Origin of the sequence: Nocardioides sp. YIM B13467 (assembly GCF_042788075.1) — a bacterium.
Lineage (GTDB): Bacteria > Actinomycetota > Actinomycetes > Propionibacteriales > Nocardioidaceae > Nocardioides.
This window is the reverse complement of the sequence record NZ_JBHZPJ010000046.1, coordinates 113232-134597: the sequence shown is the minus strand read 5'-3', so window position 1 is coordinate 134597 and position 21366 is coordinate 113232. Positions and strand designations below refer to the sequence as shown.

Annotated in this window: 23 protein-coding genes and 1 pseudogene; 18 read left to right on the top strand and 6 right to left on the bottom strand. The window is 69.0% G+C overall.

Annotation, left to right across the window (positions count from 1 at the left end; genetic code table 11):
• Nucleotides 1-99 precede the first annotated feature (99 nt).
• From ACFX43_RS07980 to ACFX43_RS07955, 6 genes are read left to right on the top strand one after another with little or no spacing between them, the layout of a single operon-like run.
• The gene (locus tag ACFX43_RS07980; RefSeq protein ID WP_378819169.1) at nucleotides 100-1233 is read left to right on the top strand and encodes a VOC family protein; all 1134 of its coding nucleotides are present in this window, start codon (nucleotides 100-102) and stop codon (nucleotides 1231-1233) included.
• Nucleotides 1230-2183: a fumarylacetoacetate hydrolase family protein gene (locus ACFX43_RS07975; protein ID WP_378819166.1), complete on the top strand. Its 954-nt coding sequence runs from the start codon at nucleotides 1230-1232 to the stop codon at nucleotides 2181-2183. The genes ACFX43_RS07980 and ACFX43_RS07975 overlap by 4 nt, the downstream gene beginning before the upstream one ends.
• Nucleotides 2180-4072 (top strand): acyl-CoA synthetase, encoded by a 1893-nt coding sequence (locus ACFX43_RS07970; protein WP_378819164.1) that lies wholly within the window; start codon nucleotides 2180-2182, stop codon nucleotides 4070-4072. Before ACFX43_RS07975 ends, ACFX43_RS07970 begins: the two co-directional genes overlap by 4 nt.
• The gene (locus ACFX43_RS07965; protein ID WP_378819162.1) at nucleotides 4069-5634 is read left to right on the top strand and encodes a bifunctional 3-(3-hydroxy-phenyl)propionate/3-hydroxycinnamic acid hydroxylase; all 1566 of its coding nucleotides are present in this window, start codon (nucleotides 4069-4071) and stop codon (nucleotides 5632-5634) included. The genes ACFX43_RS07970 and ACFX43_RS07965 overlap by 4 nt, the downstream gene beginning before the upstream one ends.
• A gap of 5 nt (nucleotides 5635-5639) precedes the next feature.
• Complete coding sequence (locus tag ACFX43_RS07960; protein WP_378840790.1) at nucleotides 5640-6824, top strand: cytochrome P450; 1185 nt, start codon at nucleotides 5640-5642, stop codon at nucleotides 6822-6824.
• The gene (locus ACFX43_RS07955; protein WP_378819159.1) at nucleotides 6824-7024 is read left to right on the top strand and encodes a ferredoxin; all 201 of its coding nucleotides are present in this window, start codon (nucleotides 6824-6826) and stop codon (nucleotides 7022-7024) included. The genes ACFX43_RS07960 and ACFX43_RS07955 overlap by 1 nt, the downstream gene beginning before the upstream one ends.
• 128 nt (nucleotides 7025-7152) lie before the next feature.
• On the opposite strand, the gene ACFX43_RS07950 is transcribed toward ACFX43_RS07955, so the two are convergent.
• Nucleotides 7153-8295 (bottom strand): S1C family serine protease, encoded by a 1143-nt coding sequence (locus tag ACFX43_RS07950; RefSeq protein WP_378819157.1) that lies wholly within the window; start codon nucleotides 8293-8295, stop codon nucleotides 7153-7155.
• A 177-nt stretch (nucleotides 8296-8472) separates the two neighbouring features.
• On the bottom strand, nucleotides 8473-9297 hold the full coding sequence (locus ACFX43_RS07945; RefSeq protein ID WP_378819154.1) for a class II glutamine amidotransferase: 825 nt from the start codon (nucleotides 9295-9297) through the stop codon (nucleotides 8473-8475).
• Nucleotides 9298-9332: 35 nt separating this feature from the next.
• Between ACFX43_RS07945 and ACFX43_RS07940 the strand changes: the two genes are divergently transcribed.
• The 5 genes from ACFX43_RS07940 to ACFX43_RS07920 are packed head-to-tail and all read left to right on the top strand — an operon-like array spanning nucleotide 9333 to nucleotide 13361.
• Nucleotides 9333-10472 carry a glutamate--cysteine ligase gene (locus ACFX43_RS07940; RefSeq protein WP_378819151.1) on the top strand — a complete coding sequence of 380 codons (1140 nt, stop codon included), beginning with the start codon at nucleotides 9333-9335 and terminating at the stop codon, nucleotides 10470-10472.
• Nucleotides 10473-10506: 34 nt separating this feature from the next.
• A complete protein-coding gene (locus ACFX43_RS07935; protein WP_378819148.1) occupies nucleotides 10507-11157 on the top strand; it encodes a methyltransferase in 651 nt (216 codons plus the stop codon).
• 18 nt (nucleotides 11158-11175) lie between these two features.
• A complete protein-coding gene (locus ACFX43_RS07930) occupies nucleotides 11176-12111 on the top strand; it encodes an iron-containing redox enzyme family protein (RefSeq protein ID WP_378819145.1) in 936 nt (311 codons plus the stop codon).
• Complete coding sequence (locus ACFX43_RS07925) at nucleotides 12108-12329, top strand: CDGSH iron-sulfur domain-containing protein (RefSeq protein WP_378819142.1); 222 nt, start codon at nucleotides 12108-12110, stop codon at nucleotides 12327-12329. The genes ACFX43_RS07930 and ACFX43_RS07925 overlap by 4 nt, the downstream gene beginning before the upstream one ends.
• A 12-nt stretch (nucleotides 12330-12341) precedes the next feature.
• Nucleotides 12342-13361 carry a DNA topoisomerase IB gene (locus ACFX43_RS07920; protein WP_378819139.1) on the top strand — a complete coding sequence of 340 codons (1020 nt, stop codon included), beginning with the start codon at nucleotides 12342-12344 and terminating at the stop codon, nucleotides 13359-13361.
• A gap of 23 nt (nucleotides 13362-13384) precedes the next feature.
• Here ACFX43_RS07920 and ACFX43_RS07915 read toward each other — a convergent pair whose 3' ends face one another.
• The 3 genes from ACFX43_RS07915 to ACFX43_RS07905 all read right to left on the bottom strand — a co-directional run bounded on the left by ACFX43_RS07915 (nucleotide 13385) and on the right by ACFX43_RS07905 (nucleotide 15113).
• Entirely contained in the window at nucleotides 13385-14059 is a 675-nt protein-coding gene (locus tag ACFX43_RS07915) for a DUF6766 family protein (protein WP_378819136.1), read from the bottom strand.
• Nucleotides 14060-14153: 94 nt separating this feature from the next.
• Nucleotides 14154-14549 (bottom strand): hypothetical protein, encoded by a 396-nt coding sequence (locus tag ACFX43_RS07910; protein ID WP_378819133.1) that lies wholly within the window; start codon nucleotides 14547-14549, stop codon nucleotides 14154-14156.
• 9 nt (nucleotides 14550-14558) lie between these two features.
• A complete protein-coding gene (locus tag ACFX43_RS07905) occupies nucleotides 14559-15113 on the bottom strand; it encodes a Dps family protein (RefSeq protein WP_378819130.1) in 555 nt (184 codons plus the stop codon).
• Nucleotides 15114-15178: 65 nt separating this feature from the next.
• Between ACFX43_RS07905 and ACFX43_RS07900 the strand changes: the two genes are divergently transcribed.
• The 4 genes and pseudogenes from ACFX43_RS07900 to ACFX43_RS07885 all read left to right on the top strand — a co-directional run.
• Nucleotides 15179-15640, top strand: a complete 462-nt coding sequence (locus ACFX43_RS07900; RefSeq protein WP_378819127.1) for a DUF3817 domain-containing protein — start codon at nucleotides 15179-15181, stop codon at nucleotides 15638-15640.
• 532 nt (nucleotides 15641-16172) lie between these two features.
• A complete protein-coding gene (locus tag ACFX43_RS07895; RefSeq protein WP_378819125.1) occupies nucleotides 16173-17150 on the top strand; it encodes an ice-binding family protein in 978 nt (325 codons plus the stop codon).
• A gap of 218 nt (nucleotides 17151-17368) precedes the next feature.
• Nucleotides 17369-17815 carry a class F sortase gene (locus ACFX43_RS07890; protein ID WP_378819123.1) on the top strand — a complete coding sequence of 149 codons (447 nt, stop codon included), beginning with the start codon at nucleotides 17369-17371 and terminating at the stop codon, nucleotides 17813-17815.
• Between the two features lie 93 nt (nucleotides 17816-17908).
• Nucleotides 17909-18059, top strand: a pseudogene (locus ACFX43_RS07885) (integrase core domain-containing protein); the annotation flags it as partial.
• An 18-nt stretch (nucleotides 18060-18077) separates the two neighbouring features.
• On the opposite strand, the gene ACFX43_RS07880 reads toward ACFX43_RS07885, so the two are convergent.
• Entirely contained in the window at nucleotides 18078-18512 is a 435-nt protein-coding gene (locus ACFX43_RS07880) for a winged helix-turn-helix transcriptional regulator (RefSeq protein WP_378819120.1), read from the bottom strand.
• 101 nt (nucleotides 18513-18613) lie between these two features.
• On the opposite strand from ACFX43_RS07880, the gene ACFX43_RS07875 reads away from it, so the two are divergent.
• The 3 genes from ACFX43_RS07875 (at nucleotide 18614) to ACFX43_RS07865 (ending at nucleotide 21362) form a co-directional block, all read left to right on the top strand.
• Nucleotides 18614-19309, top strand: a complete 696-nt coding sequence (locus ACFX43_RS07875; RefSeq protein ID WP_378819117.1) for an SDR family oxidoreductase — start codon at nucleotides 18614-18616, stop codon at nucleotides 19307-19309.
• 20 nt (nucleotides 19310-19329) lie between these two features.
• Nucleotides 19330-20124, top strand: a complete 795-nt coding sequence (locus ACFX43_RS07870) for a thioesterase family protein (RefSeq protein ID WP_378819114.1) — start codon at nucleotides 19330-19332, stop codon at nucleotides 20122-20124.
• A gap of 71 nt (nucleotides 20125-20195) precedes the next feature.
• Nucleotides 20196-21362, top strand: a complete 1167-nt coding sequence (locus ACFX43_RS07865; RefSeq protein WP_378819112.1) for an acetyl-CoA C-acyltransferase — start codon at nucleotides 20196-20198, stop codon at nucleotides 21360-21362.
• Nucleotides 21363-21366 lie beyond the last annotated feature (4 nt).

Sequence of the window (21366 nt, the reverse complement as noted above, 5' to 3'; positions counted from 1 at the left end):
AACACCGCCCGCGCCAGTTCTGACGAATTCGTCAAACAGTCTTGACTGACTCGATCGCCGTACATGATGATTTCGTCAATCAAGATTGGAGGTGCGGGGATGAGCACTCACCACACCCACAACGGCTTGCACAGCGAGCAGGGCGCACTGACCGGTGAGCACCCTGGCCGGTCGACGAACCCGGTCATCAAGGTGCGCGACCTGGCCTGGCTCGAGTTCGAGAAACCCGAGCTCGAAGGAGCGGAGGCGTTCGCGCACGCCTTCGGCTTCGCCACCAGCTACAAGGACGTCGATGAGCTGCACCTGCGCGGCACCCGCGCCGGTAGCCCGGCGGTCATCATCCGCAAGGGAGCGAGGTCCAGGTTCACCGGTCCCGCGTTCTTGGCAGCCGACGACCGCGACCTGCCACGGCTGGCGGACCATCTGGGGGCCACCGTGTCCGCACTGCCCGAGAACCTCGGTGGTCTCACGGTCGATACCCGCGAGCCCAGCGGCGCCAGGGTTCGCGTCGTCAGCGGCTGCCGCCAGCTCACCGCGCTGCCCGGCCAGGCACCCCTGATCCACAACTTCGGCAGCAACATCGTTCGCAAGAACCGCACCCAACGGCCGCCCCGAGAACCCGCCAAGGTCGAACGACTCGGTCATGTCGTACTCCAGACGACCCGCTACCGAGAAACACTTGACTGGTACCTGGAGAACCTCGGTCTCATCGTCAGCGATTTCCTCTACTACGACGGGCAGCGCGCCAAGGGGCCGACCATGAGCTTCATCCGCTGCGATCGCGGCAGCGAGCTCACCGACCACCACACGCTCGCGGTAACCCTCGGCCCCCGCAACCGGTACGTCCACTCGGCCTACCAGGTTGCTGACCTCGACTCGCTTGCCACGGGTGGGGAGTTCCTGAAGGAAGCCGGCTACCAGCGGTCCTGGGGCATCGGCCGACACATTCAGGGCAGCCAGATCTTCGACTACTGGCGCGACGACAACGGCTTCCTCGTCGAGCACTTCACCGACGGTGACATGTTCGACAACAGCCTCGAGCCCGGCTGGGCACCGATGACCGCTTCCGGGCTCGCGCAGTGGGGGCCGCCGGCATCCGCGGACTTCCTGGGCATCAGGCCGGGCAGGGAATCCCTCGCCGAGCTCCGCTCCATGTTCTCCGCTCTGCGGAAGTCAGACAACGAATTCGATATGGCCCGACTGCGCGGGCTCCTGAAGGTGGCCAACTCATGAGCATCAACATCATCCGCACCGACGACCACTGGTACGTCCAGAAGTCCGAGACCACCGGCACTCTGATCGACGCGAACGCCACGACGACGGGCGAGCTTCTCGCGAACAGGGCCGCCATCGACGCCGCGGTCGCCGGTGAGGCGAGCCACCTGCCGAAGAGCGGCCTGCAGTCACCGGTCACCGCGCCATGCCGAGTCGTGGCACAGATGACGAACTTCATCAGCCACATCGAGGACTCAGGACTCAACCCCAAGACCGTCCCGATGACGTTCTTCCGCAAGACTTCACACTCCATCAGCGGCCCCACCGAAGACATCATCAAGCCGACCCACGTCCGATTCCTCGACTACGAGGTCGAGGTCGGCCTTGTCATCGGCGACGACATACCGGTGGGAACCGCCATCACTCGCGACAACATCACCGACCACGTCGCGGGGGTCGTCGTGACCAACGACGTCTCCGCCCGTGACCTGCAACTACCGAAGACCCAGTTCTTCGAGGCGAAGTCCTACCCCACGTTCACCCCGACCGGTCCTCGACTGGTCGTCCTCGAGCCCGGCGACTGGGAGCGGTTCGAGGACCTGCGCCTGAAGCTGTGGGTCAACGGGGAGGTCCGCCAGGACGCGCTGGTCCGCGACGACATGCTGTACAAGCCGCTCCAGGCGCTCCAGGCCCTCGCCGAGTTCCAACCGCTGGCCACCGGCGACCTCGTTCTCACCGGCACGCCCGGCGGAACCGCCCTGAAGGCACCCCCCAAGCCCATCGAGATGATCGGTGCGCTCCTACCGCCGGCGACCAAGTGGAAGGCCTTCTTCCGGGCGCAGGCCAAGAACGCCGAGTACCTCGCTGAGGGCGACGTCGTCGAGGTCCACATCAGCACCGAAGACGGCAAGCTCGACCTGGGCCGCCAGTGCACCACGGTCCGCCACGCCGCGAAGGCTTCGCGATGACCAGGGCGACGACTGGAGCTACCGGATGGCCCTCCTTCACGGCACCAGGCGATGTCGAGCGCATCGAGGCCATCCCCCTTGCCGATCGCGACCTGCCCGCCACCACCTACCAGATTCTCAAGCGGGCGGCTGAACAGTGGCCGGACCGGGTCGCGATCAGTGTCATGCCCGACGCCTCCAGGTGGGCCGAGGCCGTCAGCGTCACCTACGGCGAGCTGCTCGCCATGACCGAGAAGGTCGCCAACGCGCTCGTGCGCCGAGGCGTCACCCCGACCACACCGGTCGGCATCATCGCCCCGAACTGTCTCCAGCTGATCCCGGCCATGCTCGGAGCGCAGGCCGCGGGCATAGCCGTTCCACTCAACGGTGGCCTCAGCGGCGAACACCTCACCACGCTGATCGAACGCAGCGGCGTCACGCACCTCATCACCGCATCTCCCGACCTCGATGAACCCGTCTGGGCCAAGGCGGCCGAGCTCGCCGCCGGAACACGGCTGGAGAACGTCTACCTGCTCGAACCCACCCAGGGGAACCGCACCACCGACCCGATCGTCGAGGGCGTCGCCACCGAGTTCCTCTTCGACGCCGCCGGGACAGAGAGCGACGGCTTCGAGGATCCGCACACCTGCGACGACATCGCCGCCGTGTTCCACACCGGCGGCACAACGGGCGTCCCGAAGCTCGCGGCTCACACCCACGCCAACCAGGTCGCCGACGCCTGGCTCATCGCCGCGGACTCCACCGCCGACGCCACCGGCGAGCAGGCGACCATCTTCGCCGCGCTGCCGTTGTTCCACGTCAACGCGCTGCACGTCACCATGCTGGCCCCGATGTTCAAAGGACAGCGGGCTGTCTGGGCCGGCCCCCTCGGGTTTCGCGACCCGTTCCTGTACGCGGAGATCTGGAGGATCATCGAGCACTTCTCCGTCGCGACCATGAGTGCCGTGCCGACCGTGTATGCGGTCATGGCCGGCTGCCCGGTCGACGCCGCCATCTCCTCACTGAAGTTCGCAGTCGTTGGCGCCTCCGCGCTTCCCAACGCGGTCCGTAGGTCGTTCGAGGAGCACACCGGTGTCCCGCTGCTGGAGGGATATGGCCTGACCGAGGGCACTTGCGCCAGCGCGCGGTCGTTCGTCACCGAGCAGCGGCATGGTTCGGTCGGCAAGCGCCTGCCCTACCAGTCGGTGCGAGTCGTCGACGTCGCCACGGACGGCACCTGGACCGACGTGTCCCCCGGCAAGATCGGGACGCTCCTCATCAGCGGACCGACGGTGTTCGCCGGATACGTGACCGGCCGTGACGTCAACGGGCTCGTCCTCGACTACCTGGGCAAGGTTCGTGACGGGTGGCTCGACACCGGTGACCTGGCCCGTGTCGAGGACGGCTTCATCTATCTGGCCGGCCGCGCCAAGGACTTGATCATCCGCGGCGGGCACAACATCGACCCGAGCGCCATCGAGGACACCCTCCTCATGCACCCGGCCGTCGCCGACGCTGCCGCGGTCGGCCGACCCGACCCACGTGCCGGGGAGGTCCCCGTCGCCTATGTGACCCTCACGCCCGGCGTCGGATGCACGGAGGCGGAGCTCGAGGCGTTCATCGCGTCCTCCGACTTGGAACCTGCGGCGAAGCCGAAGGCGATAACCGTGATCGATGCGCTCCCCGTCACGGATGTCGGCAAGCCGTACAAGCTCGCCCTCCGCGCTGATGCAGCGAGGAGGGCAATCGAGGAAGCGCTTGCCGACTTGGAGGGCATCGCCGAGATCGAGGGAGTCGTCTCCGACGGGTCGGTGCGTGTCATCGTGCGCACCGGCGCCACGGCGGACCCGGTGGCGCTCCGCAAGCGCTTGGACGAGTACGCAATCGCCAGCGACGTCATCGAGTCATGAACCCGACCATCGACAGCGATCTGTCCGCTGCAGCATTACAGGATCCAGATGTCGTCGTGGTGGGTGCGGGCCCGACCGGTGTCACGGCGGCCGTCCTGCTGGCCGAAGCGGGAGTACGAACCCTGGTCCTGGACCGGTGGCCAGACGTCTTCTCGCAGCCGCGTGCAGTCCATCTCGACGACGAGATCTACCGCATCCTGGGCCTGCTCGGCGTCGCCAGGGACTTCGACGGCATCTCCATCCCCGGAGCGGGCCTGCGGCTGCTCTCACCAGAGCACCGGACACTGGCCCAGTTCGACCGGACCGACCCGCAGACCTCCAACGGCTACCCCCAGGCCAACATGTTCGACCAACCTGACCTCGAAGCAATCCTGCGCAACCGGATGCACGAGCTCGACCAGGTCACCTTCCGCGGCAACGTCGAGGTGTGCGCTGTCCGGACCGACGTCAGCGACCGACCCGAGGTCATCTACGTGGACCTGGACAGCCAAGAGCAGCACACCGTACGGCCCCGGTTCGTGTTCGGTTGCGATGGCGCGAACAGCCTCACCCGAAGGTCTATCGGTTCGACCATGAAAGACCTCGACTTCCGCGAACAGCGGTGGCTCGTCGTAGACGTCGCCACGCCCCGCGAGCTCGGCAAGTGGGGTGGCGTCCACCAGGTGTGCGACAGCGAGCGAGCCGCCACCTACATGCGTATCGGCAAGACTCGTCACAGGTGGGAGTTCGAGCTCCTCGAGAACGAAAGCGCAGCCGACTACGAAACTCTCGAGGCGCTCACCCCACTGCTGGCCCGCTGGCACACCGACACCAGCGACTTCGAGGTCATCCGACTGGCCGAGTACACCTTCCGTGCCCAGCTGGCCGACACGTGGCACCGAGGTGGTGCGTTCATCCTCGGTGACGCCGCCCACCTCACTCCGCCGTTCATCGGGCAAGGTATGGGAGCCGGTATCCGTGATGCGGCCAACCTGTCCTGGAAGGCGGCAGCCGTCATCAGCGGGTCCCTGCCGTCGAGCGTGCTCGACAGCTACGAGACCGAGCGCAGATCTCACGCCCGAGCCATGATCCAGCTCGCCGTCATCGTCGGCCGTTCCATGACCGGAGGCGGACCGACCGGCGACCGGGCACGCCGGATCATCCTGCCTCTACTCATTCGCCTGCCGGGCCTGCACGGCCAGATTCTGAACAGCGCGACCCCGGCGTTGCCCGCCTCGAGCCTGAACGACCGGGGGCGGTTCGGCCGAGGCCTGCCCGGCACCCTGTGCCCGAACGTCCTCCTGGAATCCGGCGCACGGCTCGACGATCTCACCGGCTACCGATTCACGCTGGTGACCCGCAACCGGCTATCCGGCCGCGCCGCACAGCGGTTGGCTGCCCTCGACATCACCGCCGTGAGCACCAAAGCGGCCCCCGATCTCGACCGATGGCTCGGCCGGGCCCAAGCCGCCCTTGTCCGTCCTGACCGCACTGTTCTCGCCGCCGGGCGCCTCGACACGGTCCTGCGCCGCATTCCCCTGTGCCGACCCAGCACGACCTCACCGAAGGAGAAGGCTCTGTGAGAACGATGAACAAGGCGCCGACGTACCGCGGGAACCTGTACAGCCCGGAGGCGATCTCGAACCCCTATCCTGTCTACGCCGAGCTGCGCGCCCTCGGCCCGGTCGTCTGGCTTCAGCGGCACCGCGCGTACGCCATCACCGGATATGAGCAGTGCAGAGCGACTCTGCTGAACGACAGCGCCTTCATCTCCGGCAAAGGGGTGGCCCTCAACGCGATCGCGAACCGTCTGAGCCGCGGCACCACCCTCAACAGCGACGGTGAGGACCACACCGATCGACGCAAGCTCGTCGCCCATCGCCTCACCCCACGCGCACTGCGATCGATGAAGGAGGCGATCGAGACGACGGCGGAACAGGTTGCGACCCAGGCCGTCGCCCGGGGTCAGGTCGACGGAGTCGCGCTCGCCCGCTCGCTGCCGCTTCAGGTTGTCCCCGACCTCGTCGGCTGGCCCGAGGATGAACGGGAGAACCTCCTGAAGTGGGCCAGTGCCACCTTCGACATCCTCGGACCCATCAACGGCACCTCTATGCGTAGCGCCACCGCCTCGCTGGGGATGCTGCGGTTCGCCAGGCGCATCGCCCGGACCGAGAACGTGCTGGCCGGGAGCATGGGAGCGGAGGTCGTCGCCGCCGCGAACGCCGGCCTCATCCCGAAGGATGAGGCATCGGCACTCATGATCGACTACCTCGCGCCGTCACTGGACACCACGATCAGCGCCATCTCCAGCGCCCTGCTGCTCTTCGCGCTTCACCCCGACCAATGGGCCGAGGTCCGCGCGGACCGCACGCTCATCCCGAATGCCGTCAACGAGGTCATCCGCCTCGAGTCCCCGCTACGCGCTTTCAGTCGCCTGACGGCAACCGACACCAACATTGCCGGCATCAGCATCCGCAAGGGTCGGCGCGTTGTCGTCCTGTACGCCTCCGGCAACCGTGATGAGAAGGCGTGGGACAGCCCCGACGTGTTCGACATCCACCGCGACGCCACGCGCCACATCGGCTTCGGCCACGGCACTCATGGCTGCGCCGGTCAGGGACTTGCTCGCCTGGAGTCCCACGCTCTCCTCAACGCTCTGGCGAACCGCGTCCAACGCATCGAGCTGGCCGGGAAGCCCACCTGGGGCCGCAACAACATCATCCGATCACTGGCCACCCTGCCTGTCACCCTACGACCGATCGAGGAGACCTGATGAAGCTCATCGCCGACCGCGAACGGTGCGAAGGCCACGGCATCTGCGTCAACCAAGCTCCAACCCTGATCGACTTGGATGACGACGACATCGTCGTGGTGCTCGACGCCGGCAACGATCTGTCCGAGGCCGACGAGTCGACCGGCCGCGTCGCCGCCGCGTCCTGCCCGGTCGCCGCCCTGCTCGTTGCCCGGGGATAGCACTGAAGTTTCCGACTGCCAGCTCTGCAGGGTGCGCGCGCAGAAGTCCGGGGTGCGTCAGGTACCAGACCCATGACACGACGGTCGGCCCAGGCGACCACGAGGGACCGGGCAGCTGACCCTGACCGTCAGGCGACCGGACCCTCGCCGAGGGTCACGGTGGCAGTGCGGGACTCGCCTGCGGCATCGGTCCAGCTGACCGAGATCTCGTCACCGGGCTCGTGGTCGCCGAGCACCGAGGTGATGTCGTCGATGCCGGCCACGGCGGTCCCGTCGACGGAGGTGATCGTGCTGCCCTCGGTGATTCCGGCGGCCTCGGCGGCGCCGTCCTCGACCACGCCGACGACCAGCGTCGACCTGGTGGTGTCGACCTGCACCCCGAGCGCTGCGGCCGAGCCACCGATCTCGACGTCGCCCGACTCCTTCCCGGCGAGGATCTGGGCGGCGATGTCGAGCACGGTGTCGATCGGGATGGCGTAACCGGAGATCTCGGCCGAGCCCGAGGTCGCGGCGACGTTCATCCCGATGACCTCGCCGTCCTCGTCGAGCAGCGCGCCACCGGAGTCGCCGGAGACGACATCGGCGTCGGTCTGGATCAGGTCGCTGAGCTCGGCGGCGGTTCCGTCCTCGTCGTTGACGGTGATCGCCGTGCTCGGGTCGGTGACCGTACCGTCGGCGGCCGAGAGCGAGCCCTGGCCCTCGGCGTTGCCGACGGCGGTGACCTCCTCACCCCGGGTCGCGGCGTCTCGGTCGGTCGCAACCGTCGAGAGCCCCGAGGCGTCCTCGAGCTGCAGCACCGCGACGTCATGGACGTCGTCGTAGCCGAGGACCGTCGCGGCGTACGTCTCCCCCGTGCCCGGGTCCGTCACGGTGATCGAGGTCGCGCCCTCGACGACGTGGTGGTTGGTCACCACGATGCCGTCGCCGGTGATCGTGAGCCCCGTGCCCGCGCCCTGCCCGGTGCCGTAGCCGACCGTGGTGTTGATCAGCACGACGCCGGTCGACTCGGCCTCGGTCGCGGGCTCGGAGTCGACGGTCGCGGCCGAGGTGCCGAGACCCTGCCGGTAGGGGTCCACCATCCCGCCGCCGTAGCCGCCGCCGTAGCTCTCGACGGAACCGCCGTAGCCGTATCCGGGGCCGGACTCGGCTGCGTACGTCTTGGTGGCGTCGACCGCAGCCACCGCGAGGGCTGGGGTGGCGATCGGGATCGCGACGAGCGGGATCGCCAGGGCGGCGAGGAGCGAGTGACGAATGCGGCGCGAGCGGGACATCGGGTCCTCCTTGAGGCGGTTGATGCCTCAAGATTCCGCCCGCCCGCTGTGGACTTCCTGTGAGGAAGGCACGGACTGGCTGGGAAATTCGGCGCGACACGGGCTGAAGCGGTACCGGATGGGGTACCTCTGGGCATGGCCGAATCCACCCCACAGCTGGTCGGCGATGCCCCGTCGTCAGTCGCTGGCCCGCATCGCGTCAGCACCGACCTGAGCGATCGGATCCAGCCTGGTGACCTCCCGGGTGCTCAGGTCGACCATCGCCACGGTGTCGGCGGGCACCGGGGTCCAGCCCGGCTGCTCCAGACCGCTGGAGGCGATCTCGATGCCGTAGTCCGTCCTGCGGTAGTCCATCGCGAAGTACTCCGTGGTGTGTCGAGGCGGGATGTCGCCCTCGTCGTCGAAGAGCTCGCGCAGCGCGCGCAGGGGCGAGTCGGCACGCGAGTTGATGTGGATCGCGAACATGTGCGTCCGGGTGAGCATCAGCGCGTTCAGGCTGCATCGTGGGAACTTCTGGACCAGCGTGGCCAACGCTCGGGTGACACCCTCGGCCTCGTCGCCGTACTTCTCGATGTTCTGGTGCACGAAGTGGAAGTAGCGCTCGCTGTCGGTGTCGCCGCGCAGCCGCGTACGCGACTCCGGGGTCAGCAGCGCCTCGAGATCGGTGATCGGGGAGATGTGGCCGTTGTGCGCGAACGCGGCGCCGTCGGCCAGGAACGGGTGGGTGTTCTCCGGACGTACGTCGAGCCCGCCCGTCGCCCAGCGAAGGTGCACGAACCCGGCATGGGAGAGCGGGGCCTCGACGAGCCGGCGATAGCTCTGGTCGATGGCCGCCGAACGCGGCGAGCTCGTCGTGCAGGTGCCCTCTGGCGTGTGCCAAGCCATCCCCCAGCCGTCGGCGTGCACGGCGGTGAGCGAGGTGAAGGCGTCCAAGCCCTCCTCCCCGAGAAGGTCGGCCACGGCACACGGGGACTCGGTCACATATCCGAACAGGCGACACATCGTCGAGTTGCTCCTTCCAGAGGCAGGCGTGAGCAGTGAAGAGCCATCATTCGAGCAGTACCCATCACCAGCTCAGGACAGTCGGCGTCGAAGAGGAGCTCCTCCTCGTCGACGCCCAGACGGGCGCACCGCGATCGGTGGCCAGCGAGGTGCTACGGGTGGCGCGGCAGCACGGCGACACCGAGGTCGAAGCCGGCGAGGTCGGTGGCTCGGTGGGGCCGGAGCTGCAGGAGCAGCAGGTCGAGACCGATACTCCGGCGGAGGAGTACCTCGGGCTCCTCGAGCAGGATCTGAGGCGGTGGCGCGACAAGGCACGCGCAGCCGCCTCCGAGGCGGGCGCGCTGATCCTGGCCAGCGGCACCACCCCGTTGCCGGTGCGTCCCCGGACCTTCGACGACGAGCGCTACGCGGCGATGACCGAGCAGTTCGGGCTGACCGCCACCGAGCAGCTCACCTGCGGCTGCCACGTGCACGTCTCCGTCGACTCCGACGACGAGGCCGTCGGGGCGCTCGACCGGATCCGCGCCTGGCTGCCGCTGCTGCTCGCGGTGAGCGCCAACTCGCCCTTCTGGCAGGGCGGCGACTCCGGCTACGCGAGCTACCGGTCCCAGGCGATGACCCGCTGGCCCACGAACGGTCCGACCGAGATCTTCGGCAGCGGCCAGGCGTACGCCGACCACCTGCGCCTGCTCGTCGACACCGGCGTGCCGCTCGATGAGGGCATGGCGTACTTCGACGCCCGGCCGTCCCGCAGCTACCCGACGCTCGAGATTCGCGTCGCCGACGTGTGCCTCGACCCCCGCGACGCCGTGCTCGTCGCCGCGCTGGCGCGGGCGCTGGTCGAGACCGGAGCCCGGGAGTGGGCCGAGGGCCGGCCGCCCGACCCGGTGTCGGTGGCCGTGCTACGGCTCGCCATGTGGCAGGCGGGACGGTACGGGATCACCGGCGATCTGCTCGACCCGCAGACCCACCGACCGAAGCCGGCTCGCGAGGTGGTGGAGCGGCTGCTCGAACACATCGGCCCGGCGTTGCGTGAGACCGGCGACCTGGTGCGCGTCGAGATGGGCATCGACCGGATCTTCACTGTCGGCACGGGTTCCTCGACCCAGCGCCGGATCCACGACGAGGAGGGTCGTCTGGACCGAGCAGTGGTCCGGCTGGCCGAGCTCACCTGAATTTCCCACCCCTGAACAGGAGGCACCTGCTGTCATGATCCGCTTCGGTCATCTCGACATCGACTTCGACGACCGCGTGCTCAGTCCGCGTACCTGGACCGTCCGTCAGTCCGAGTGGGCGGCCAAGCTGGCGGCGGAGCTGCCGGACGGGCCGATGCTCGAGCTGTGCTCCGGCGCCGGCCAGATCGGCCTGCTCGCCGCCGCGCTGACCGGCCGCAGCCTGGTCTGCGTCGACGCCGATCCGGTCGCCTGTGCGTTCGCCCGGACCAACGCCGAGCGCGCCGGGCTGGCGCACCTGGTGGAGGTACGCGAGGGCAGCATGGAGCACGCGCTGGACCCGGACGAGCGCTACTGGCTGGTGATCGCGGACCCGCCGTGGGTGCCCACGGCCCAGGTCGAGCGGTATCCCGAGGACCCACGGACGGCCATCGACGGCGGCGGCGACGGGATGCTGGTCGCCGAGATGTGCCTGGCTACGACCGCCCGGCACCTCTCCCCCGGCGGCGCGGCCGTCCTCCAGCTGGGCACGACCGGGCAGGCCGATCGCCTGGTGGAGATGGTCGAGGGCAGCGACCTGACGATCGAGGAGGTGCGCGCCTCGCCGGGCGAAGGGGTGCTCGTGCACATCGCCCGGGCCGAGGCGCCGAGCATGTCGGATCCGGCCGGCGGGTACCAGAGAGCCTGAGGGAAAGGTGGGCAGAGAATGCTGCCGAAGTCGCGTGGCACCCTGAGTGCCGCTGTGTTCACCGCGCTGCAGAGCGGCGCCACCGCTGATCTGGAGCCGACTCCGGAGTCAGCCGAGGACGCCCAGATCGCTCTGTGGGCGCTCTACGAGCTCCACTACCGGGGCTTCGACGAGGTCGATCCCGACCTCGAGTGGGACGCGGACCTGCTGCGCCTGCGCCGTGGCCTGGAGAGGTCGTTCGAGGCCGAGCTGCGGCGGCGATGGGAGCACAGCGGCTTCCGGGAGGATCGCGAGCTGGACCTGCCCGGTCTGGTCGCCGAGCACGACGGACCGTCGCTGGCACGGTTCGTGCAGCGCAAGGCCGACCGGGAGCAGGTGCTCGAGATCCTCAAGCACCGCTCGCTCTACCACCTCAAGGAGGCCGACCCGACCAGCTGGGTCGTCCCTCGGCTCGACACCCGGCCCAAGGCCGCGCTGATGGAGATCCTCTTCGACGAGTACGGCGACGGTGACCCGAACCGGCTGCATCACCACCTGTTCCGCCGAGGCATCGAGGCGGCCGGGCTGCGTACCGACCACGCCTGCTACGTCGACGAGGCGCCGGTCGAGATCCTCGAGATGAACAACGCGCTGTCGCTGTTCGGGCTCCACCGCCGGCTCCGCGGAGCGGCGCTCGGCCACTTCGCCGCCTTCGAGTCGACCAGCTCGGTGCCGTCACGACAGCTCGCCCAGGGACTGCGGCGCCTGGACTTCCCCGACGAGATGGCGGCCTACTACGACGAGCACGTCGAGGCCGACTCCGTTCACGAGCAGGTCGCTATGCGCGACGTTTGTGGCGCGTTCGTGGACGAGAACCCGAACGAGCGCGACCAGGTCTTCCTCGGCGCCTTCACCTGCCTCGACCTGGACGCTCGCTACGCCCGCACGATGCTCACCCGGTGGAGTGCCTCATGACCGACTTCGAGCACGCCTCGATCGTGCTGTGTCCGGCCGGGCCGATGCTGCTGCGCGGGAAGCACGAGATCCTCGACGCCGACGGGAAGGTCCACCACACGGTTCGCCCGGTCAGCGCGGTGTGCATGTGCGGCGGGTCCGCGATCAAGCCCTGGTGCGACGGTACGCATCGGCTGCTGGCCGCGGGAGCGCGCGACAACGACGAGACCATTGGGTGAGAGGGGCACGTGGTGGTTCGGCTTCGCCGGGTCTCGGCGGAGGAGCCGGGGTGGACCCGCCGGCGCGCGGGCCGTGGCTTCGTGTACCTCGACGACTCCGGTGACCGGTTGCCGGACGACGCGGCCGCGCGGATCCGCGCTCTGGCGATCCCTCCCGCCTGGGAGGACGTCTGGATCTGCCCCCGTGAGAACGGGCATCTTCAGGCCGTCGGCACCGATGCGGCGGGCCGCCGCCAGTACCTCTACCACCCCGACTGGCGGGCGAAGCGCGACCAGGAGAAGTTCGAGCGGGTGCTGGAGCTCGGGACCGTCCTGCCCCGCGTACGCGAGCGGACGGTGCGAGATCTCGCCACCACCGGGATGAGCGATGCCCGGGCATCAGCGCTCGCGGTGCGCCTGCTGGACCTGGGGTGCTTCCGGATCGGCAGCGACGCCTACGCCGACGAGAACGGTGGCTTCGGCCTGACGACGCTGGAGCGTCGCCACGTACGCAAGCGGGGCGAGGCCTACGTCTTCGACTTCACCGGGAAGTCCGGCGTCCACCACTCCATCCGCATCGACGACCCGATCTCGGTGGAGGCGATCGCGCAGCTGCGTCGCCGCCGCGCCGGCTTCGAGGAGCTTCTCGCCTACCGCCAGGAGCGGCGGTGGCAACGGCTGACGCCGGCCATGGTCAACGACTACATGCGCGAGCTGAGTGGCCTGGAGGTGTCGGCGAAGGACTTCCGGACCTGGCACGCCACCGTGCTCGCGGCGCTCGCGCTGGCCGAGGACCCGCACGCCGCGGGCCGCTCGACCCCGACCGCCGGATCCCGCCGCAAGCAGCAGGTCGCCGCGATCAAGGAGGTCGCGGAGTACCTCGGGAACACACCGGCGATCGCCCGCAGCTCCTACGTCGACCCGCGCGTGCTCGAGCTGCACGAGCAGGGCCGCACGATCCGCGTACGCGACGGCGTGGGCGGGGACCCGCAGGCGCGCCAGGCCGCGGCCGAGCGCGCCGTCCTGCGCCTGCTGGCGCCGGACGACGACTGAGGGCGCCCGACGTACGGCCCCGCTCAGCCCTCGACCCCGGTGGCCTCGTGGGAGGCACCCACCGGCTTGCTCTCCGGGGATCCACGCTGCCTGAGGTAGATCGCGAGGACGGCCATCGAGCCGACCGCCAGGAACTCCGACTGCCAGTTCTGGAGGGTGCGCGCCCAGAAGTCCGAGTTCGTCAGATAGGAGACCCACGGGATCGGGTCGCGGAGCTGGCGCAGCCTGGACTCGTTGTACGTCGCCCACCCCGCCACCGACTGGACCAGCCAGGACAGCAGGAAGATGGAGCCCATGACGATGCCGAGGGACCGGGAGTAGAGCGCGGTCCGCAGACCGCCGACCCGGGCAAGCTTGGGCGAGTCGGAGCGGGCGTACGGCCCGATCTTCTGCTTCTCATCGGACTCCTGCCCCGCGTCCTTCAACGGCTTCGACTCCGGGGAGCCTCGCTGCAGCAGCCAGACCGTGAACACGACGTAGAGCAGGAACTGGAGGTACTCGCTCTGCCAGTTCTCCGTCACGTCCACGGCGAAGTTCGCCGAGGTGAGATAGCGACCCAGTGAGATCTGGTGGAGGCCCTCCGCGAACAGCTCGTCGTTGAGCTGGTGCCAGCCGGCGAACGCCTGACCGACGAGGGCGGCCAGGAAGAGCAGCCCGAAGACGAGGCTGAGCGAGTTCTCCTTGAGGAACCGGCGCATCAGGACTCCTCAACCGTGCCTCAGCGCGAGGACGAACGTGTAGAGCAGACCGATGCCGATGACCGCCAGGTAGGCGACGTACATGGCCCGCATCTCAGCCTCCGTGCAGGGCGCAGTCGTACGGCTCGGGGTGCTGCGGCATGCAGCCGGCCGCGTACAGACGCCAGCCGTCGGCGAACCGGGTCAGGAACACGGTCTCGCCCCGGTAGCGCACCTCGGCCATGGTCCCGAAGACGTCCACGCCGTCGGGCGCGCCGGGAGTGGGTAGACCCTCCTCGGCCAACGCGCCGTCGCAGGGCTTCTTCGCGGCGGACTCCAGCTCGGATCTCGTCTCCGGAGCCAGCAGCGCGCACGCCCGGGCCCAGTCCTGGGCGGCGACCGCCTCCTGGAAGGCGGTCGCCTTGCCACGCACGGCCTCGTCCTGCTCCGAGCCGCATCCGGTGAGGATCATCGGGAGGAGCAGCGCCGACGCAGTGAACCACCACCGCATGCGAACCCCTCAGCCGCGGGCGGCTCGAGCCGCTCCCGCCTCCGTGGCCTCGCCGCTGGTCTGCAGCTGACCGCCCTGGTCCTCCAGGTGGGCGCGGACGAACCAGTGGAAGAGCTCGAGCTGCTCGGTCTGGCCGATCAGGATGTCCTGGGTGACCAGGTCGATGTCGTCGAGGGTCTTGATCGCCTCGCGGTAGGAGCCGATCACGCCCTGATAGGTGACATCGAGCGCGGCGAGGTGCTCCTGGGTGGTGGCCCGGCCGATGCTGTAGTCGTTCCACTCCCGCTCCTCGACCAGCGCGCCCGGGGTGCCTCGCGGGGCACCGCCCAGGGTCGCGATGCGCTCGGCGAGCGCATCGGCCATCGCACGCACGGCGTCGACCTGAGGATCGATCATCTGGTGGACCGCGATGAAGTGCGGTCCCACGACGTTCCAGTGCACGTGCTTGAGGGTGAGCTGGAGGTCGTTCGTGGCATGGAGGCGCGACTGCAGCAGGTCGATGGTCGTCCGCGCAGCGCCCTCGTCCAGCCCCGGGATCGTGTAGTGCAGCGTCTCAGTAGTCATGTCGAGATCGGTACCCGTAGCCGCCCGATTCATACCAGTACGCGGGTGCGAATAAACTCGACCGCGTGTCCGCACTTCTCAGCTCGCCGTCTCGTGTCTTCCGGATCGTCGCCACTGCCGAGGCGGTGACCTGGACCGGTCTGCTCGGCGGGATGTTCCTGAAGTACGTCACCGAGACGACCGAGCTGGGAGTCAGCATCTTCGGGATGCTGCACGGGATCGTGTTCATCACCTACTGCGTGACCACCGTCGCGATCGCGGTCGACCAGCGCTGGTCCCTCGGCCGCGTCGTCGCCGGCCTCGCCTCCTCGATCCCGCCGCTCCTCACCCTCTGGTTCGAGCGCTACGCCGAGCGCCGCGGCCTGCTCGCCCCGACCTGGCGCCTGATCGACGAGTCCCCCATCCGCCCCCTCGAGCGTCCGCTCGCGTGGCTCCTCCGCAACCCGGTGCGCGGCCTGGCCGCCGGCCTCGCGAGCGTCGCCGCGCTGACCGTGGTCGCGCTCATCGCCGGGCCGCCGGTCGGCTGAACCCACGCCGCACCGCGCGGCCGACAACGCCGGCGGCTCCAACGGCGCCAGCGTGACGGGCGACCTGGGCGCCGCTCGCGACCTCTTCGAGACCAACTTCTGGGGAGCGCTGGGCGTCACGAACGCCTTCGTGCCGTCGCTGCGCGCCGGCAAACTCAAGGTGCTGTCGGTCCTGAGCTGGTACGGCGTCACCCTCCGTACAGCAGACCCCTCGCGTCGAACGCGGGCCAGGTCGGGGTGGGCGCACAACGCACAGTCACCAAATGGGTGTTAGGCGAATGTATGCGAATGCAGGCGAATGTAGGCGTACAGTGGCAACTAGTCTGCGTTGACGCCGCTCGGTGGGAACGCGCGCGGCGGAGTCTGGACACCGATTTCCACCGACACCTGTTGGGTCATCGAGAACCGGCCAGAGCGCCCTGTTCCAATGATCATTGGATCTTCGATGAAGTTCTCGGTACGCCCTCTCATTCCCTTCCTCCCCTCACACCGCCGATTCCGTGGCCCCGCGCTGGCCGCGCTGGTGGCCCTCATGCTGACCGTCCCGTTCGCGGGCACTGCCCAGGCTGCCGCGACGGAGATCCCGCTCGGTACTGCTGCGGACTTCTCCGTCCTGGCCGGGTCTACCGTCACCAACACCGGCACCACCACGGTGGCAGGCAGCGTCGGGGTCCACCCGGGCACGGCGATCACAGGACAGAACACCATGGTCATCGGCGGCACGGTCCACTCTGGCGATGCGGTTGCCCTGCAGGCGCAGACCGACCTCACCACCGCGTACGGCAACGCCGCCGGTCAGACCCCGCCGATTGCGGCCGACCCAGAGCTCGGCGGCGAGACACTGGTCGGCGGCGTCTACAACCGGGCGGCCGCCATGGCGCTGAACGGCGTGCTCACCCTGGACGGGCAGAACGACCCCGACTCGGTCTGGGTGTTCCAGGCGGGCACCACGCTGATCACGGGCTCGGCGGCCTCGGTCGTCCTGATCAACGGCGCCGACCCTTGCAACGTCTACTGGCAGGTCGGTAGCTCAGCGACGATCGGCACCACCACCGCGTTCGTCGGCAACATCATGGCCGACCAGAGCATCGCGATGCAGACCGGCGCAACGCTTCAGGGTCGGGCCCTTGCCCGCATCGGCGCGGTCACCCTGGACAACAACGTGATCACCAATCCCATCTGCCGCGCAGGCGGCGGTGACGGCGGCGGCGGTAACGGTGACGGCGGCGGCGGTAACGGCGACGGCGGTAACGGCGACGGCGGTAACGGCGACGGCGGTAACGGCGACGGCGGTAACGGCGACGGCGGTAACGGCAGCAGCGGTGACGGCAGCAGCGGCGGCAACGACACCCCGCAGATCACCACGCCCCCGAGCGGTTCGGTCGACACGGGTGACGCCGGTCCTGCGGTGAGTGCGGGAGGCGTGCCGGCTCCGCTGCTTCTCGGCCAGGCACTCTCGATCGCGGGCTGCCTCAGCCTGGCTGCAACGAGGCGGTGCCTACAAGCGTGACGAGTGGTCACCGACGCCACCGCCCGCCCAGGAGAAGTCTCTGGGCGGCCGCGGTGACGGTGGTCGCCACGGCCGCGGTCCTCGTGGGGATCACCCTCGGGACGAGCGCGTGCGATCACGATGCGCCCGACGCCGGCGTCGGTTCCCAGCCGTCGCCGACATCCACGTCGGCGGCCGACGACCGTCGGGCGGGCCATCCGGAAGTCACTGTCCAACCGATGGGGCGGTCGGCGCCGACCCGGTTGCGGATCCCGGCCATCGGCGTGAATTCAAGCTTGATGGAGCTGGGCCTCCAGAGCGACGGGAGCCTCGAGGTGCCACCGGACGCCGTTCCCGCGGGATGGTTCACCGGATCCCCGACGCCAGGCGAGCTGGGCCCGGCGATCATCGCCGGCCACGTGCGCTGGAATGGCACACCCGGGGTCTTTCAACACCTGACCGACCTCGAGGTGGACGACGTGGTCGACATCGCACGCCAGGACGGCAGCACCGCCGTGTTCCGGGTGACCAGGATCGAGCACTTCGCCAAGAGCGCCTTCCCCACCGAGGCCGTCTACGGCAACATCCCACGCGCCGGCCTGCGGCTGATCACGTGCGGCGGGCTGGACCCGGACACGAACAGCTACGAGGAGAACGTCGTGGTCTTCGCCGTCCTGGTGAGCTGACCCGGACGATCCCTGGAACTCAGGTCGCGCGGGAAGCGGTCACTGGCATCACGGCGAAGAGAACCCGGCCCTAGGTGGGCGTTCAAGGAGTCCTACCACTCCGAATCAGCCCGGCTCGCCGCCCTGCCAGGATGGGTCCACGAGTACAACCACCACCGGCCCCACTCAGCAATCGGGAAGGGCAGCCCCCATCACCAGGCTGAACAACCTGGCTGGGCATCACAGCTGGTCCAAGCGAAGCTGACCCCTCTGTGCGGCTCGATCACGTCGCGGCGTCTGCGATCTCGACCTCGCCGCGGCGTACGACCTCCCCGCAGGCCTTGCAGGCCAGCACGGGGTGATACTCCGCACCACAGGAGTGCTCGAACCTGGCGGGCGGGCCGTCGTCGCCGGCCAGGTGACGGTCACCGAACTCGCGCATCGTGGCGATGATCGGCGCGAGCGAGCGCCCGAGGTCGGTCAGGTGGTATTCGAACCTCGGCGGGCGCTGCTCGTACTGGACCCGAGTCACCAGTCCGTGCGCCTCGAGCCTGCGTAGACGGTCGGTGAGGATGTCACGCGGGCCGCCCGTGAACCGGGCGATCTCCTCGAACCGGCGGCTCCCGAGAAACAGCTCGCGAACGACGAGCAGGGTCCATTTGGAGCCGACGAGCTCGAGCGTCCGCGCCACCGAGCACTCACGTACCTGCGTCATCATGGTTCGATCCTAATCGAGTTGGAAAACCAAACCAACCCGAGTACGTTGGAAAAACCAACTCGTCACGGAGCGGCGCCCGCGCCCTCGAACAGGAGAACCACATGCCCACTCTCGCGAACACGGTCGTCCTGGTGACCGGAGCGAACGGCGGACTCGGCACACACTTCGTCAACCAGGCGCTCGAGCGCGGCGCCGCCAAGGTGTACGCCGCAGCCCGCCAGCCCCGCGAGTGGAACGACCCGCGCATCGTGCCGTTGAGGCTCGACGTCACCGACCACGACTCGGTCGTCGAGGCTGCTGCGGCGGCCGGAGACGTCACCGTCGTCATCAACAACGCGGGCGGCTCCAACGGCGCCAGCGTGACCGGTGACCTGGGCGCGGCTCGCGACCTCTTCGAGACGAACTTCTGGGGAGCGCTCGACGTCACGACCACCTTCCTGCCGTCGCTGCGCGCGAGCAAGGGGGTCGTGCTCAACGTGCTCTCGGTCCTGAGCTGGTACGGCGTCGGCGACGCCTACAGCGCCACCAAGGCCGCGCTGTGGTCGGCGACCAACACCCAGCGTCTCGCGCTGGCGGGCGACGGCATCCACGTCGCCTCGCTGCACCTGGGCTACACCGACACCCCGATGACCGTCGGCATCACCGAGCCGAAGAACGACCCGGCCGACGTGGTGCGCAGTGCCTACGACGGCCTCGAGGCGGACGCGTACGAGATCCTCGCCGACCAGGTGAGCGCCGACGTCAAGGCCGGTCTCGCCCAGCCGATCGAGGCGCTCTACCCGCAGCTGGCCCGCTGAACCACGCACAGGAGACGCTGATGACCCTCGAGTTCGACGCCTTCTACCTACCGACCGACGAGGACGGAACGTTCGAGTCGACCCCGGCGACGGCCAGCCCCTGGGACCACTCGTTGCAGCACGGCGGCCCGCCCGCTGCGCTGCTGGCCCGGGCGATCGAGTCCGTACGCTCCGACCAGGCCCTGTCCATCGCCCGGTTCACGGCCGACATGCTCGGCGGCATTCCTCAGGGAACGATGCGCGTCGAGGCGAACGTGGTTCGGCCGGGTCGTCGCGTCGAGCTCATCGAGGCCTCGCTGTGGGCCGGTGACCGGCTCGCCGTCAAGGCGAGCGCGTGGCTGATCCGGGCCACGCCGGGCTCGACTCGCGAACACTGGCGTCCTGAGGAGAAGGTTCCCGACATCCCGCCGGCCTCCTCCGAGCGCTTCTTCGAGGGAGTCAGCCCCGATTGGGGCTACGGCCGCGCCATCGACTGGCGGTTCGTCAGCGGAGGTTACGAGCCCGGCCCGGCGACGGTGTGGGCGCGCCTGCGTGTCCCGCTGGTCGCCGGCGAGCAGGCCTCCCCGGTGCAGCGCCTCCTCACCCTGGCCGACTCCACCAACGGCCTCTCCGGCTCACTGCCGATGAGCTCGTGGTACTTCATCCCGCCGACCGTGACCGTCACCATCGAGCGACCACCCACGAGCGAGTGGATGCTGCTCGACGCCCGCAGCACCATCGGCCCGGACGGTATCGGCCTCGCCCAGGGCGACATGGCCGACGAGCACGGCACCTTCGCCATGGTCGCGCAGCCGCTGATGGTCGCGCCCCGCTGAGCCACGCTCCAGCACGTTCGCTGTTCCGACCCGACTCGCAAACCACCGCTTGAACGAGAAAGAGGACCACCATGCCGAACGCATTCATCGTCGACGCCGTCCGTACGCCTGTAGCCAAGGGCAAGCCCGGCGGCGCCTACTCCGAGATCCACGCCGTCGACCTACATGCGCACACGCTCGCCGCGCTCGTCGAACGCACCGGCATCGACCCTGCCGTCGTCGATGACGTGATCAGCGGCGCGGTCGGGCAGGTCGGCGAGCAGTCGGGCAACACCGCCCGCTGGGCTCTGCTCGGCGCCGGATTCCCGGAGTCGGTCCCCGGCGTCACGGTCGACCGGCAGTGCGGCAGCTCACAGCAGGCGCTCCACTTCGCCGCACAGGGCGTGATCGCCGGCGCGTACGACGTGGCCATCGCCTCCGGCGTGGAGTCGATGAGCCGCGTTCCGATGGGGTCGCAGTTCCTGGGCAAGGACTTCTACGGCAGCAGGGTGAACGCCCGCTACGACGGTGGTCTGGTCCTCCAGGGCATCTCGGCCGAGCTGATCGCCAACAAGTGGGACCTCTCCCGCACCGAGCTGGACGAGTTCGCAGCGGAGTCGCACCAGCGCGCCGCGGCGGCATGGAAGAACGGACACTTCGACTCGCAGGTCACCTACGTGAACGACCTGCGCGTCGACGAGACGATCCGGCCGTCGTCCACGGCTGACTCGCTCGCGGGTCTTCGACTGGCATTCAAGGACGAGGGCTCCGTGGCCAGGTTCCCCGACATCGACTGGCGCGTCACTGCCGGCAACAGCTCCCCCATCAACGACGGCTCCGCCGCGCTCCTCGTCGCATCCGAGGAGGCCGCCGCACGCCTCGGCCTGACCCCGAGGGCGCGGGTCCACTCCTTCGCGGTCGCCGGCGACGACCCGATCTTCATGCTCACCGGCATCATCCCTGCGACCCAGAAGGTGCTGGCCCGCGCCGGACTCTCCATCGACGACATCGACGCCTTCGAGGTCAACGAGGCATTCGCCTCCGTCGTACTCGCCTGGCAGAAGGAGACGGGGGCCGACCTCGCCAAGGTCAACATCAACGGCGGCGCCATCGCGATCGGGCACCCGCTGGGCGGGTCCGGCGCCCGGCTGATGACCACATTGCTGAACAACCTCGAGCAGACCGGCGGCCGCTACGGACTGCAGGTCATGTGCGAGGCCGGCGGGCTGGCGAACGCCACGATCATCGAGCGGATCTGAACCG